A 12358-nucleotide genomic window follows, 5' to 3' on the forward strand; every position below is an offset into this window, starting at 1 on the left:
TGCGGGGGGATTGGGGGGTGGGGTCAGGCCGCTTCGTCGGTCTCGGGGACCGGGGCGGTGGCGGCCTTGCGGCGGCGGCGGACGAGCAGCCCGCCGGTCGCGGCGAGCGCGACGACCAGCACCGCGCCGCCGGCCAGGGCCGCCGTCGGAACGCCGTCCGGGGAGGAGGCCGCGACCGGCTCGGCGGCCGGGCTCGGCGGGGCGGGCGGGGTGGCCGGGGCGCTGCCGAGGTCGGGCAGCGGGGGCAGGGCGGCCGCCGGGTCGAGGGCGACGGCGAAGCTCAGCGGGTCCATGTCCGTCCCGGCCGGGTAGAGGCCGCCGAACGCCTTGGCGCCGGACTCGGAGAGCTTCAGCGGCAGTTCGACGGCCTTCAGCAGCCCGCCCTCGGGCTTGAGGCCGGCCGGGTCGAAGGCGGCCAGCTCGACGCCGGTGAGCTGCTGGGTGCCGCCGTCCGGGGTGCGGCCGGAGACGTCCGCGACCAGTCGGCCCCGGCCGTCGGCCACGGTGACGCCCGGGTTGGCCAGGGTGAGGTCCAGGCCGTAGGCGTCGCCGCTGCGCAGGCCGGTGAAGCGGACGGTGCCGGTGAAGGCGGCGGTGAGCGCGCCGGTCGCCGGGTCGTAGGAGCCCTTCGCCGGGGTCCAGCGGAAGAAGGCCCCGCCGTCCGCCGAGCCGCCGCCGAGCTCCCAGCGGCCCTGGGCGACGGAGCCGGTGACGTAGTCGCGGAAGGTGCGGCGCACGCCCCAGTCCAGGGCGCCGTGAGCGAACTCGGTACGGGCGGCGGCGCTCGGGCCCGCCGTCGGGCTCGCGGCCGGCTGGGGCTCGGCCGCGGTCGGCGCGGCGGTGGTGGCGCTCGGTGTGGGAGCCGCCGAACTCGGCGGCGCGGCGGGCAGGTTGACGGAGAGGCTGAGCGGGTCGAGGGCCGTCCCCGCCTGGTAGAACCCACCGAAGGCCTTCGCCCCGGCGTCGGTGAGGACGGCGGGCACGCCGGTGAGGCTCAGGGTGCCCGAGGCCCCGCGCAGGTCGACGCCGGCCAGTGAGAGGTCGGCCAGCTTGGCCTGGTTCGCGCTGCTGACCTGGCCGGTCTCCCGGGACTTGCTGCTGACGTCCGCGTACAGCCCGGCCGAACCGCCCTGCGCGGCGCGGAAGGTGAGCCGCCCGATGCTCAGGTCCAGCGCGTTGGCGCCGTTCTCCTGGTGCCCGGTGAAGCGGACCCCGCCGGTGAAGGCGGCGGTGAGCGCGCCGGTCGCCGGGTCGTAGGAGCCGTTGGCGGAGTGGAAGCGGAAGGTGCTGCCGCCGACCGTGGCCGCGCCGCCCGTGAGCGCCCAACTCCCCTTGGCGATGGGCCCGGTGACGTACGTCAGGAAGGACTGTTTGATCCCCCAGTCGAGCCGCCCGCCGGACACCTTGCCCTCGGCGGCCGAGGCCTGTCCCGGTGACAGGCCCACCGCCAGTAGCGCGGCGAGGACGGCCACCAGGACGGCGGCCCGGCGGCGGAGCCGACTGGACAGGGACACGACGGATCACTCCTCGAAGGGACGGGGGCACAGCGGCGCGGGGGTCGGGAACGGCACCGACCCCCCTTGCGGAAGTCAGGTAAGGCTAACCTAATATATGAGTCAAGAGTCCCGCCGCGCCCTCCCCCACCCAGGTACGGGCAGCGACAACTCCCGGCGAAGGGAAGCATGTTGAGCAGCAGCACGACCCACACCAGGCGGGCCCGCGGGCCCGCGCTCCTGCTGCTCGTCCTCGGCCTCCTGCTCGCCCTCACCGCCTGCGGCGGCACCAAGGACGCCACGACGGCTGCCGCCACCCGCACCCCCGACGCCGTCGAGCCGCTGCCCGACCGGCCCGCCCCGCAGCTGCCCGTCACCACCGCCTCCGCGGACGGCCGCCAGGTCACCGTCACCAGCGCCGAGCGGATCATCCCGCTCAACGGCAGCCTCGCCGAGCTGGTGTTCAGCCTCGGCCTCGGCCCCTCCGTCGTCGCCCGGGACGTCTCCACCACCTTCCAGCAGGCCTCCGCCCTGCCCGTGATCACCCAGGCGCACGAGGTCTCCGCCGAGGGCGTCCTCTCCCTGCACCCCACCGTCGTCCTCGCCGACCGCTCCACCGGCCCCGCCGAGGCGATCTCGCAGATCCGCGCCGCCGGGGTCCCGCTGATCGTCCTGGACGACGCCAAGAAGCTCGACGACGTCGGCCCGCGCATCGACACCGTCGCCACCGCCCTCGGAGTCCCGGACGCCGGGCGGCAGTTGAAGGAGCGCACCGCGCAGCGCACCGAGGCCGCCAGGGCCGCCGTCCCCGCCACCGGCGCCCACCCCAAGGTCGCCTTCCTCTACCTGCGCGGCAGCGCCTCCGTCTACCTGATCGGCGGCCCCGCCTCCGGCGCCGGCTCCCTCATCGAGGCGGTCGGCGGCCGGGACGCCGGCACCGACTCCGGCCTCAGCGGCGACTTCACCCCGCTCACCAGCGAGGCCCTGGTCAAGGCCGCCCCCGACGCGATCCTGGTGATGAGCAAGGGCCTCGACTCCGTCGGCGGCGTCGACGGCCTCCTCAAGCTCCCCGGCGTCGCCCAGACCCCCGCCGGGCTCGACCGCCGGATCGTCTCCGTCGAGGACGGCCAGCTCCTCAGCTACGGCCCCCGCACCCCGCAGGTGCTCACCGAGATCACCGCCCAGCTCTACCCGGCGGGCGCCAAGTGACCACCGCCGTACGGGAGAAGAGCCTCCCCACCCCGATCGGCCGGACGACCCTGATCACCGTCGGCCTGGCCGCCGCCCTCGTCCTCGCCGCCCTGCTCGCGGCCGGCGTCGGCGCCTACCGCATCCCGCTCGGCGACGTCCTCGCCTCCGCCGCCCACCGCCTCGGCCTCGGCGGCCACGCCCTGGACCGCGTCCCCGAGTCGGTGCTGTGGAACGTCCGCCTCCCCCGGGTGGTGCTCGCCCTGCTGGTCGGCGGCTCGCTCGGCTGCGCCGGGGCGCTGATGCAGGGCGTCTTCGGCAACCCGCTGGCCGAGCCCGCCGTCATCGGCGTCTCCTCCGGCGGCGCCGTCGGCGCGGTGGGCTGCATCGTGCTCGGCCTGGACGCCCTCGGCACCTGGACGATCACCGCCGCCGCCTTCGCCTGCGGCCTGCTCACCGTCTTCGCCGTCTACCTGATGGCCCGCTCGAACGGGCGCACCGAGGTCGTCACGCTGATCCTCACCGGCGTGGCCGTCAACGCCTTCTGCGGCGCCCTGATCGGCCTGTTCCTCTTCACCGCCGACTCCGCCGCGATCAGCCAGGTCACCTTCTGGCAGCTCGGCTCCCTCGCCCAGGCGACCTGGGGCAAGGTCCTCGCCGTCCTGCCCTTCGCGCTCGTGGGCCTGGCCGCCGCCCCGCCGTACGCCCGCAGGCTCGACCTGCTGGCACTGGGCGAGCGCCCGGCCCGCCACCTCGGGGTGGACGTCGAGCGGATGCGGCTGACGCTGATCACCGTCGTCGCCCTGCTGACCGCCGCGGCCGTCGCCGTCAGCGGCGTCATCGGCTTCGTCGGCCTGGTCGTCCCCCACCTGCTGCGGATGCTGGCCGGGCCCGGCCACCGCTTCCTGCTGCCCGCCTCGGCGCTCGGCGGCGCGCTGGTGCTGGTGCTCGCCGACCTCGCCGCCCGCACCCTCGCCGAGCCGGCCGAACTGCCGCTCGGCGTGCTCACCGCGCTCATCGGCAGCCCGTTCTTCTTCTGGCTGCTGCGCCGCACCAGGACGAAGCAGGGAGGCTGGGCGTGAGGCTGCGCCGACGTCAGGAGATCCCCGAACGGCCGCCGCCCGGCTCCGAGTTGCTCGCCGCCGAGGCCGTACGGCTGCGCCTGGGCGGGCGCGAGCTGCTGGCCGGCGCCACCGTACGGGTCGCCGCGGGCGAGGTGGTCGCCCTGCTCGGGCCCAACGGCGCGGGCAAGTCCACCCTGCTGTCCGTCCTGGCCGGGGACCTCGCCCCGGACGGCGGCGCCGTCACCCTGCGCGGGCGCCCGCTGGCCTCGTACGGGGCGGCCGAACTCGCCCGGCACCGGGCGCTGCTGCCGCAGGCCGCCGCGCTGTCCTTCCCCTTCACGGCCGAGGAGGTCGTCCGGATGGGCCGCGCCCCCTGGGCCGGCACGGCGGCCGCCGCCGAGGACGGGGCCGTGGTCGACGCCGCGATGGCCGCCACCGAGGCCGCCGCCTTCGCCGGGCGCCCGTTCACCGCGCTCTCCGGCGGCGAGCGGGCCCGGGTCGCGCTCGCCCGGGTGCTGGCCCAGCGCACCCCGCTGCTGCTCCTGGACGAGCCGACCGCCGCCCTGGACCTGCGCCACCAGGAGCTGGTGCTGCGGATCGCCCGCGAGCGCGCCGCCGCCGGGGACGGCGTGGTCGTGGTGCTGCACGACCTCTCCCTGGCGGCGGCCCACGCGGACCGGGTGGTGCTGCTGACCGGCGGCGCGACGGTCGCGGACGGGCCGGTGGCCGAGGTGCTGCGGGCGCCACTGCTCAGCGAGGTGTACGGGCACCCGGTCGAGGTGCTCGCGCACCCGCGCACCGGGGTGCCGCTGGTGCTGCCCGAACGTTAGGGGCTCAGTCCTCCAGGCGGAAGCCGACCTTCATGCACACCTGGTAGTGCTTGACCCGCCCGTCCTCCAGGTGGCCCCGGACCTGCGAGACCTCGAACCAGTCGAGGTTGCGCAGCGTCCGGGAGGCCCGCTCCACCCCGTTGCGGATCGCGGCGTCGACGCTCTCGGTCGAGGTCCCGACGATCTCGGTCACCCGGTACACGTGCTCGGACATGGCGGACTCCTCAGCTGTGCGACGGCCCCCGGTCCGTCCACCGTGCACCGCCGCCGGGCCGCCCGCACCCCGGCGGGGTGACGGGCCGCGCGGTCAGAACGCCGCGCGCACCAGCCCGACCGGCTGCCCGCCGCCAAGCAGCGGGGCCGCGCCGATCCGCTCCAGGGTCTCGTCGGCGCCGTCCACCCCGAGCCGGCGCAGGGCCGCCGCCAGGACGGGGCCGCGGGCCCGCTCGCCGCCGTCCTCGATCTTGAAGGCCAGCGCCCGCCCGTCCGACAGGGCGACGACCTGGACGGCCTCGGCGCCCATCTTGGACAGCGCGCCCGGCACGGCCCGCATCAGCCAGGTGTCGGCGCGGCGGGTGCCGGCCACGTACTCCGGGTGGGCGCGCATCGCGTCCGCCACCCGGCGCTGCTCGGTGCCCTCGGCGGCCAGCAGCAGGGCGCGGTAGCCGCGCGCCAGCCCGGTCAGCGAGACGGCGAGCAGGGGCGCGCCGCAGCCGTCCACGCCGAGGTGGCCCGGGGTCTCGCCGGTGGCCTCGGCCAGGGCGTCGTGGGCCAGGCGCTGGATGGGGTGGGCCGGGTCGAGGTAGGCCCCGGTGTCCCAGCCGTTGGCGACGCAGGCGGCCAGCCAGCCGGCGTGCTTGCCGGAGCAGTCCATCAGGATCGGGGCGCGCCGCCCGCCGGAGGCCAGCAGCAGCTCGGCCTCGGTCTCGTCCAGCGGGAGGTCCGCAGGGGTCCGCAGGGCGGTCTCGTCCAGCCCGGCGGAGCCGAGTATCGCCCGGACGCCGTCCAGGTGAAACGATTCCGCGGAGTGGCTGGAGGCCGCCAGCGCCAGCAGCTCGCCCCCGATCGCCAGCCCGGCCCGCAGCGTCGCCACGGCCTGGAACGGCTTGGCGGTGGAGCGGGGGAACACCGGGGCGTCCGGGTCACCGAGCGCGAACTCGACCGAGCCGTCCGCGGCGAGCAGCACCAGCGAGCCGTGGTGACGGCCCTCGGTGAAGCCCGAACGGACGACCTCGGCGAGGACGGGCGGGGCGGCGTGCTGGGGCATGGCGGGAGCCTTCCGGGGGCGAGGGTGGGCCGGGGGCGAGCCCGGGCCCGTCCGCGCGCGGGGCCTCACCTGGTCAGAGCGGGCCGCCCGCGAGCAGGTCGTCGACCCGTGCTTCCCCATCACGGTACCTGCGGGTGATCTCGGCGTTGCAACCGTCCGCCGTGCGCAGCAGCCGCTGGCGGCGGCCGGACACCTCGCGCTCGTACGCCCGCAGCCGCTCCAGGGCGGCCCGCAGCTCCTCGGCCGGGTGGGCGGCCAGGTCGGCGAGCTGGACGTCGCCCATCAGCTCGTCCGCCTCCAGCCGGGCGTCCAGGGTGCGCGGCGGGCCGAGGGTGACGTGCCGGGCCGAGCGGCGCACGGTGGAGGGGGCGTCGGTGAGGATGGCCGGCAGCCGGTCCAGCAGGTCCCCGCCCGCGTCCCACCCGGGCTCCTCGGCGGCCGGGGCCGGGCCGGCGCCCGGGTGGCGGCGGTCGAGTTCGGCGCGCAGGATGTCCATCCGGCCGTGCAGCAGCCTCCGCAGGTACGACAGGTCGGCCTCCTGCTCCAGGGTCTCGCGGCGCAGGACGCGCAACTCGTCCAGGCCGAGGCGCTCCAGGTCGGGACTCCGCTCCCCGTCCCCGCCGCCCCCGCCGCCCGCCCGCTGCTCCGGGCCCCGCGCCGACCGCTCCCGCGCCGCGCTGCTCGCGTCCATCATCCAGCCACCTGCCGTCGTCCGATCCCGCCCGCTCACGGCACCCCGTCCCTGCCGCCGGTCCGGCCCGCCCCCCGGTCGGGCTCGCGTCCCGTCCTTCGGCACGCCCGGGCGCCCCTGGAAGGTTGCGCCACCGGCCGGGAACCACCCGTCGGGGCGACCTCGTCGGAGCGCCTGACCCACCGGCTCGACCGCCCGGCCGAACCCCGGGGCCCGGTGCGGCGGACCATGAGGCGCCCCGGGCCCTTCGTATGGTCCACCAGCGTGCCACCCCGCCCGGCGCGCGCGCACCGCCCGTGCACCCGAACGGCCCCCTGGCGAACGGGGGTGGCTGATATGACAGAGCCTTTCCGCAGGAAGAGCGGCGCCCGCCACCGCGCAGGCGCGCAACACACGGCGTGCGCCACCCTTCCGCACGCCCCAGCAGTGCGCCCCGGGACCCGTCCGAACGGGCTACGGGGGTCCGGCACAATGGGCGGCATGCGAGCAGTGGTGCAGCGAGTGACCGAGGCCCGGGTGACCGTGGCCGGCGAGACCGTCGGGGCGATCGAGGGGCCCGGGCTCTGCGTCCTGGTCGGCGTCACCCACGAGGACACCCCGGCCAAGGCGGCCCAACTGGCCCGCAAGCTCTGGACGCTGCGGCTGCTGCCGGCGAACGGGGAGGGCGTGGAGGAGAGTTGCTCCGACATCGGCGCCCCGCTGCTGGTGATCTCGCAGTTCACCCTCTACGGGGACGCCCGCAAGGGCCGCCGCCCCACCTGGAACGCCGCCGCCCCCGGCCCGGTCGCCGAGCCGCTGGTGGACGAGGTGGTGGCGCAGCTGCGCGCGCTCGGCGCGAAGGTGGAGACGGGCCGGTTCGGCGCCGACATGCGGGTGGCGCTGGTGAACGACGGCCCGTTCACCGTCCTCGTCGAGGTCTGAGTCCCGGCGACAGAACCGGCGACAGAACCGGCGACAGACCCTGCGGCTACTGCGGGACGATCACGTCCTGGGTGCCCGGGACCGTCCCGGCCAGCAGCACCGCGTCCACGGGGACGTTGCGCTTGACGATCGCCAGCGCGATCGGCCCCAGCTCGTGGTGCCGCGCCGAGGAGGTGACGAAGCCGAGCGCCCGCCCGTCCGGGTCCGATGCGAGACGCACCTCGGTGCCGTGCGGGGGCAGGGTCTCCTCGGTGCCGTCCAGGTGCAGGAAGACCAGCCGGCGCGGCGGCCGGCCCAGGTTGTGCACCCGGGCGACGGTCTCCTGGCCCCGGTAGCAGCCCTTCTGCAGGTGGACGGCGGTGTGCAGCCAGTCCACCTCGTGCGGGATGGTGCGGTGGTCGGTCTCGAAGCCGAGCCGGGGCCGGTGGCCCTCGATCCGCAGCGCCTCGTACGCCCAGACCCCGGCGGCCGGGCCGTACCCGGCGGTGAGCTTCTCCAGCTCGGCGCGCGGCACGAACAGGTCGCGCCCGTACGGGAGTTCGCGGACGGCGGCGGCGCCCTCGGCGGAGGCGTCGGAGCCCGCGGGCAGATGGACGACGGCGTAGTCGGCGGTCGCGTCGGCGACCTCCACCCGGTAGAAGAACTTCATGCTCTCCAGGTACGCCACCAGCGCACCCTGGGTGCCGGGCTCGACGTGCGCCCAGGTGGTGGTGCCGTCGTCGACCAGGTAGAGGGCGTGCTCGACGTGCCCGTTCGGGGAGAGCACCAGCGCCTCCGCGGCCTGCTGCGGCGGCAGTTCACTGACGTGCTGGGTGACCAGCAGGTGCAGCCAGGCCAGCCGGTCCGCGCCGGTGACGGTGACGACCCCGCGGTGCGAGAGGTCGACGAAGCCGACGCCCTGCGACAGGCGGCGTTGTTCGCGGAAGATGTCGCCGTAGTGGGCGGCGACGCCCTCGTCGGCCCCCTCGGCGGGGACGGCTCCGGGCAGGGCAAGCAGCGGGCTCTTCGGACCGGTCATACCGGCCAGCTTACGACCGACCGCCGGAGAGCTTGGCGGTGCAGTCGGCGCAGCGGCCGAAGATGGCGAAGTGCTTGAGGTCGGTGTCGAATCCGTGCCGCTCGCGCAGGCTGTCGATCAGCGGCTGGGCGATCTCGGTGCCGGTCTCGGTGACCTGGTCGCAGTCCCGGCAGACCAGGTGGAGGTGGTGGTGGCGGCCGGCCAGGTGGTAGGTCGGGGCGCCGTGGCCGAGGTGGGCGTGGGAGACCAGGCCCAGCTCCTCCAGCAGCTCCAGCGTGCGGTAGACGGTGGAGATGTTGACGCCGCTGGCCGTGCGGCGCACGTGGCAGAGGATCTCGTCGGGGGTGGCGTGGTCGAGCACGTCGACGGCCTCCAGGACGAGCTGGCGCTGTGGGGTGAGCCGATAGCCGCGCTCGCGCAGGTCGGTCTTCCAGTCGCCGGAGAGCTGCCAGTCGGTGGTGCCGGTGTCCGCCACGGTCTGTCCCTGCCAAGGTCGGGGGTCCTGATGCCAGTGTAGGGACCGGCCGGGGGCCGGTCCCTATCCCTACCTCAGGCCTTGCGGGGGCCTCGCTCGAGCTGCGTTCCAGCCGAGCCGCGTCCTACTTGAGCTGCGTCCTACTTGAGCTGTGTCCTACTTGAAGAACGCGATCCCGTCGTCCGGCAGATCGTTGATGTCCTTGATCAGCTGGGCCGGGCTGAGCACCTTGCGCAGCTGGGCGGACATGTACGGCCGCAGGGGCACCTGGGGGGCGGCCTTCTCGCCGACCCAGAGCAGCTCCTCGTTGACGAAGCCGTACAGCCGCTTGCCGCCCGAGTACTCCGGGGAGCCCTCGATCCGCGCCACCGCGTCCGTGGAGACGTCGATCTGCGGCTTGCCGTCGGCCAGCTCGCCGTACCAGATCTCCACGGTGCCGTCGTCGCGGACGGAGGAGATCTCGATCCCGCGGGCACCGCTGGTGCCGTGCTGGTTGCTGGTGATGCGCCAGAACGCGTGCTCGTTCTCCAGCGGGCGGACCTTCTCGCCCTGCTCGTCCAGGACCCAGGTGCGGGACCGGAACTCCAGGAAGGGGCGGCCGTCGTGGCGGATCACGATCTCCTGGCCGAAGTTGCACTTCTCCGTGCCCGGGCCCCCCTCATTTGGCAGAGGGGCGTAGACGCCCGCGCCCTCCCACGTGCCGAGGAGGAAGGCGAGCGGGACGACGTCCTGGTGGAGGTCAGAGGGGATCTCGATCATGTTCCTGGTCGCTGTCGTCGGTGTGCGGATGCCTCAACCGTACGGCAGGCTCAGCGCTGGCCCTGGTACAGCTTCATCACCGAGAAGATGGCGAACCAGGTGATCAGCACGGCCATGAGGGCCAGCAGACCGTCGAAGAAGAGTTCCAGAGCGGACACGGGGGGCTCCCAGGCGACGACAGTGTGGTGGATCGTTCGCCGCTCACTCTATCCGCCGGGCTTTCGCCGGTCGTGGTGAGCCCCACCACCTGCGTGCGCGCGCCGGGGGCCATCCGCCGCCCAAGGTTTGCCCAAGGGATTCGAGGATGACGACGGGCGGCGGTCGCCGGAGCCCTAAGGTGTCGCCCATGGCGAAGAAACTGGTCATCAAGGTCACCGCCGGGGCGGATGCGCCGGAGCGGTGCTCGCAGGCGTTCACGGTGGCGGCGGTGGCCGTCGCCAGCGGGATCGAGGTCTCGCTCTGGCTGACCGGGGAGTCCTCCTGGTTCGCGCTTCCGGGGCGGGCGGCGGAGTTCGAGCTGCCGCACGCGGCGCCGCTGCCGGACCTCCTGGAGTCGATCCTGGCGGCCGGCTCGGTGACGCTGTGCACCCAGTGCGCGGTGCGGCGCGGGATCGAGCAGAAGGACACCGTCGAGGGCGTCCGGATCGCGGGCGCGCAGGTCTTCGTCAGCGAGATCATGTCGGACGGCGTGCAGGCGCTCGTCTACTGACCCTCGGGGTGGTCGGGGTGGTCCCGGTCGTGGCCGGGCTCGTCCCACTTCGGGTCGTCCCAGCGCGGGTCGTTCCACCAGTCGTCCTCGGAGTCGCGCTGGTTGGCGAACACCGCGGCGGCGGGCGGGATGACCATCGCGACCAGGCACAGGCCGATCGCCGCCCCGACCGAGAAGAACCGCACCACGCCCCAGGCCAGCACGAACAGGCCGAGGCAGACGCCCATCAGGACGTAGTACCAACGCCGCCGCCGTCTCGCCTGCACCTTTCCACGGTACGGCGAAGGGCCCCCGCTCGGCAGGGGCCCTTCGCGCGTATCAGCTGTCGATCAGACCGCTCGGACGGCGATCACGAGGACGGCGATCGCTCAGACGGCGATCGCGACCTCGACGGCGGTGCCCTGGGAGGCCACCACCTGACGGTCCACGGTCTGGCCCGGCACCAGCGCGCGCAGGGTCCACTTGCCCGGGCGGGCGAAGAACCGGAACTGCCCGGTCGCCGAGGTGGGGACCTCGGCCGTGAACTCGTTGTTCTCGTCCAGCAGCCGGACGTAGCCGTTGACCGGCTCACCGTCGCGGGTCACCGAACCCTGGATGATCGTCTCGTTCGCCACGTCTACTCCTGCCAGGTCCGGGCCGCCGGCCTTCGCACCGCACATGTCTCTGTATCCCTTCTGACTGACCGCGAGCCGGGGCTCAGTTGCTGCCGAGCTCGATCGGCACGCCGACGAGGCTGCCGTACTCGGTCCAGGAGCCGTCGTAGTTCTTGACGTTCTCCTGGCCGAGGAGCTCGTGCAGGACGAACCAGGTGAGCGCGGAGCGCTCGCCGATGCGGCAGTAGGCGATGGTGTCCTTCGCCAGGTCGACGCCCTCGGCCTCGTACAGGGCCTTGAGCTCGTCGTCGCTCTTGAAGGTGCCGTCGTCGTTGGCGTTCTTGGCCCACGGGATGTTGCGGGCGCTCGGCACGTGGCCGGGGCGCTGCGACTGCTCCTGCGGGAGGTGGGCCGGGGCGAGCAGCTTGCCGGAGAACTCGTCGGGCGAGCGGACGTCGACCAGGTTGAGGGTGCCGATCGCGGCGATCACGTCGTCGCGGAAGGCGCGGATGGAGGAGTCCACGGCCTGCGCCTTGTACTCGGTGGCCGGACGGGCCGGGACCTCGACGACCAGGTCGCGGGAGTCCAGCTCCCACTTCTTGCGGCCGCCGTCCAGCAGGCGGACGTCGCCGTGGCCGTACAGCTTGAAGTACCAGTAGGCGTACGAGGCGAACCAGTTGTTGTTGCCGCCGTACAGGACGACGGTGTCGTCGTTGGCGATGCCCTTGGCGCTGAGCAGCGCCTCGAAGCCGGCCTGGTCGATGAAGTCGCGGCGGACCGGGTCCTGGAGGTCCTGCTTCCAGTCGATCCGGACGGCGTTGCGGATGTGGTTCTTCTCGTAGGCGGAGGTGTCCTCGTCGACCTCGACGATGACGACCTTCGGGTCGTCCAGGTGGGCCTGGACCCAGTCGGCGTCGACCAGGACGTCGCTGCGGCTCATGGTGGTGTTCTCCATCCGAGGGCGGTGTGGCGGAAGGTGCTGCTCAGGGCTGCAGGGCTGCCCGGGCGGGGACCTCGTCCGAAAGCCCGTCCGAATACCGAGACGAGCGGGAGAGGGAGGTACGGCCGGGCCGGAGACTGCGGGGGTACGGCGAAGACCTGCGGCCTCAGCGGCCGGCGGAGGTCACCGGGAGGATCGGCGGCGGGCTGCAACTGCCCTGCCAGGATGCCGATTCAGCGCATTCGACACAGACAGGCGGACACGCGGCACAGGTCGACCGCCCGCCGCTTCGTGAGATCCGTCTGTCGCTTCATGCCGACGATGCTAGGGACACTCCAGGGCTGCTGTCATCAGCGTATCGAATACCGAGACCAGGAAGACCACATTCCGGGATTCACCCCTCCCGCACC

Annotated in this window: 16 protein-coding genes; 5 read left to right on the plus strand and 11 right to left on the minus strand. The window is 74.2% G+C overall.

Translation table 11 applies throughout. From position 1 onward, the window contains the following. Positions 1 to 23 precede the first annotated feature (23 nt). A complete protein-coding gene (locus ACIRRS_RS33780) occupies positions 24 to 1514 on the minus strand; it encodes an HtaA domain-containing protein (RefSeq protein WP_402979228.1) in 1491 nt (496 codons plus the stop codon). Positions 1515 to 1682: 168 nt separating this feature from the next. Between ACIRRS_RS33780 and ACIRRS_RS33785 the strand changes: the two genes are divergently transcribed. The 3 genes from ACIRRS_RS33785 to ACIRRS_RS33795 are packed head-to-tail and all read left to right on the plus strand — an operon-like array spanning position 1683 to position 4575. Next, on the plus strand, positions 1683 to 2702 hold the full coding sequence (locus tag ACIRRS_RS33785; RefSeq protein ID WP_402979231.1) for a hemin ABC transporter substrate-binding protein: 1020 nt from the start codon (positions 1683 to 1685) through the stop codon (positions 2700 to 2702). After that, positions 2699 to 3763: a FecCD family ABC transporter permease gene (locus ACIRRS_RS33790; protein WP_402979234.1), complete on the plus strand. Its 1065-nt coding sequence runs from the start codon at positions 2699 to 2701 to the stop codon at positions 3761 to 3763. Before ACIRRS_RS33785 ends, ACIRRS_RS33790 begins: the two co-directional genes overlap by 4 nt. Continuing rightward, positions 3760 to 4575: a heme ABC transporter ATP-binding protein gene (locus ACIRRS_RS33795; protein WP_402979237.1), complete on the plus strand. Its 816-nt coding sequence runs from the start codon at positions 3760 to 3762 to the stop codon at positions 4573 to 4575. The genes ACIRRS_RS33790 and ACIRRS_RS33795 overlap by 4 nt, the downstream gene beginning before the upstream one ends. 4 nt (positions 4576 to 4579) lie before the next feature. On the opposite strand, the gene ACIRRS_RS33800 is transcribed toward ACIRRS_RS33795, so the two are convergent. The 3 genes from ACIRRS_RS33800 to ACIRRS_RS33810 all read right to left on the minus strand — a co-directional run bounded on the left by ACIRRS_RS33800 (position 4580) and on the right by ACIRRS_RS33810 (position 6536). Continuing rightward, positions 4580 to 4789, minus strand: coding sequence for a dodecin (locus ACIRRS_RS33800; protein WP_402979240.1), 210 nt, complete (start codon positions 4787 to 4789; stop codon positions 4580 to 4582). Positions 4790 to 4882: 93 nt separating this feature from the next. Further along, positions 4883 to 5842 carry an asparaginase gene (locus ACIRRS_RS33805; RefSeq protein WP_402979243.1) on the minus strand — a complete coding sequence of 320 codons (960 nt, stop codon included), beginning with the start codon at positions 5840 to 5842 and terminating at the stop codon, positions 4883 to 4885. A gap of 73 nt (positions 5843 to 5915) precedes the next feature. Beyond that, on the minus strand, positions 5916 to 6536 hold the full coding sequence (locus ACIRRS_RS33810) for an ABC transporter substrate-binding protein (protein ID WP_402979246.1): 621 nt from the start codon (positions 6534 to 6536) through the stop codon (positions 5916 to 5918). Between the two features lie 477 nt (positions 6537 to 7013). Between ACIRRS_RS33810 and dtd the strand changes: the two genes are divergently transcribed. After that, positions 7014 to 7454: a D-aminoacyl-tRNA deacylase gene (gene dtd / locus ACIRRS_RS33815; protein WP_402979249.1), complete on the plus strand. Its 441-nt coding sequence runs from the start codon at positions 7014 to 7016 to the stop codon at positions 7452 to 7454. 46 nt (positions 7455 to 7500) lie between these two features. Here dtd and ACIRRS_RS33820 read toward each other — a convergent pair whose 3' ends face one another. The 3 genes from ACIRRS_RS33820 to ACIRRS_RS33830 form a co-directional block, all read right to left on the minus strand. Then, the gene (locus tag ACIRRS_RS33820) at positions 7501 to 8472 is read right to left on the minus strand and encodes a YgfZ/GcvT domain-containing protein (protein WP_402979252.1); all 972 of its coding nucleotides are present in this window, start codon (positions 8470 to 8472) and stop codon (positions 7501 to 7503) included. A 10-nt stretch (positions 8473 to 8482) separates the two neighbouring features. Further along, on the minus strand, positions 8483 to 8947 hold the full coding sequence (locus tag ACIRRS_RS33825) for a Fur family transcriptional regulator (RefSeq protein WP_402979255.1): 465 nt from the start codon (positions 8945 to 8947) through the stop codon (positions 8483 to 8485). A 156-nt stretch (positions 8948 to 9103) separates the two neighbouring features. Further along, positions 9104 to 9706 (minus strand): FABP family protein, encoded by a 603-nt coding sequence (locus ACIRRS_RS33830; protein ID WP_402979258.1) that lies wholly within the window; start codon positions 9704 to 9706, stop codon positions 9104 to 9106. Between the two features lie 346 nt (positions 9707 to 10052). Here ACIRRS_RS33830 and ACIRRS_RS33835 point away from each other — a divergent pair, with 346 nt between their 5' ends. Further along, the gene (locus tag ACIRRS_RS33835) at positions 10053 to 10415 is read left to right on the plus strand and encodes a DsrE family protein (RefSeq protein ID WP_402979261.1); all 363 of its coding nucleotides are present in this window, start codon (positions 10053 to 10055) and stop codon (positions 10413 to 10415) included. Here the strand turns inward: ACIRRS_RS33835 and ACIRRS_RS33840 are convergent. The 4 genes from ACIRRS_RS33840 to ACIRRS_RS33855 form a co-directional block, all read right to left on the minus strand. Continuing rightward, positions 10409 to 10681 carry a DUF3099 domain-containing protein gene (locus ACIRRS_RS33840; protein ID WP_402979263.1) on the minus strand — a complete coding sequence of 91 codons (273 nt, stop codon included), beginning with the start codon at positions 10679 to 10681 and terminating at the stop codon, positions 10409 to 10411. The two genes, ACIRRS_RS33835 and ACIRRS_RS33840, sit on opposite strands and share 7 nt — an antisense overlap. Positions 10682 to 10783: 102 nt before the next feature. Continuing rightward, the gene (locus tag ACIRRS_RS33845; protein ID WP_030288989.1) at positions 10784 to 11074 is read right to left on the minus strand and encodes a DUF1416 domain-containing protein; all 291 of its coding nucleotides are present in this window, start codon (positions 11072 to 11074) and stop codon (positions 10784 to 10786) included. 37 nt (positions 11075 to 11111) lie between these two features. Then, positions 11112 to 11948 carry a sulfurtransferase gene (locus tag ACIRRS_RS33850; RefSeq protein ID WP_402979266.1) on the minus strand — a complete coding sequence of 279 codons (837 nt, stop codon included), beginning with the start codon at positions 11946 to 11948 and terminating at the stop codon, positions 11112 to 11114. Positions 11949 to 12181: 233 nt separating this feature from the next. Continuing rightward, positions 12182 to 12262, minus strand: a complete 81-nt coding sequence (locus ACIRRS_RS33855; RefSeq protein ID WP_353652343.1) for an Ms5788A family Cys-rich leader peptide — start codon at positions 12260 to 12262, stop codon at positions 12182 to 12184. Positions 12263 to 12358: the final 96 nt, after the last annotated feature.

Origin of the sequence: Kitasatospora sp. NPDC101183 (genome assembly GCF_044767945.1) — a bacterium.
In the GTDB taxonomy this organism is placed as follows: Bacteria; Actinomycetota; Actinomycetes; order Streptomycetales; family Streptomycetaceae; genus Kitasatospora.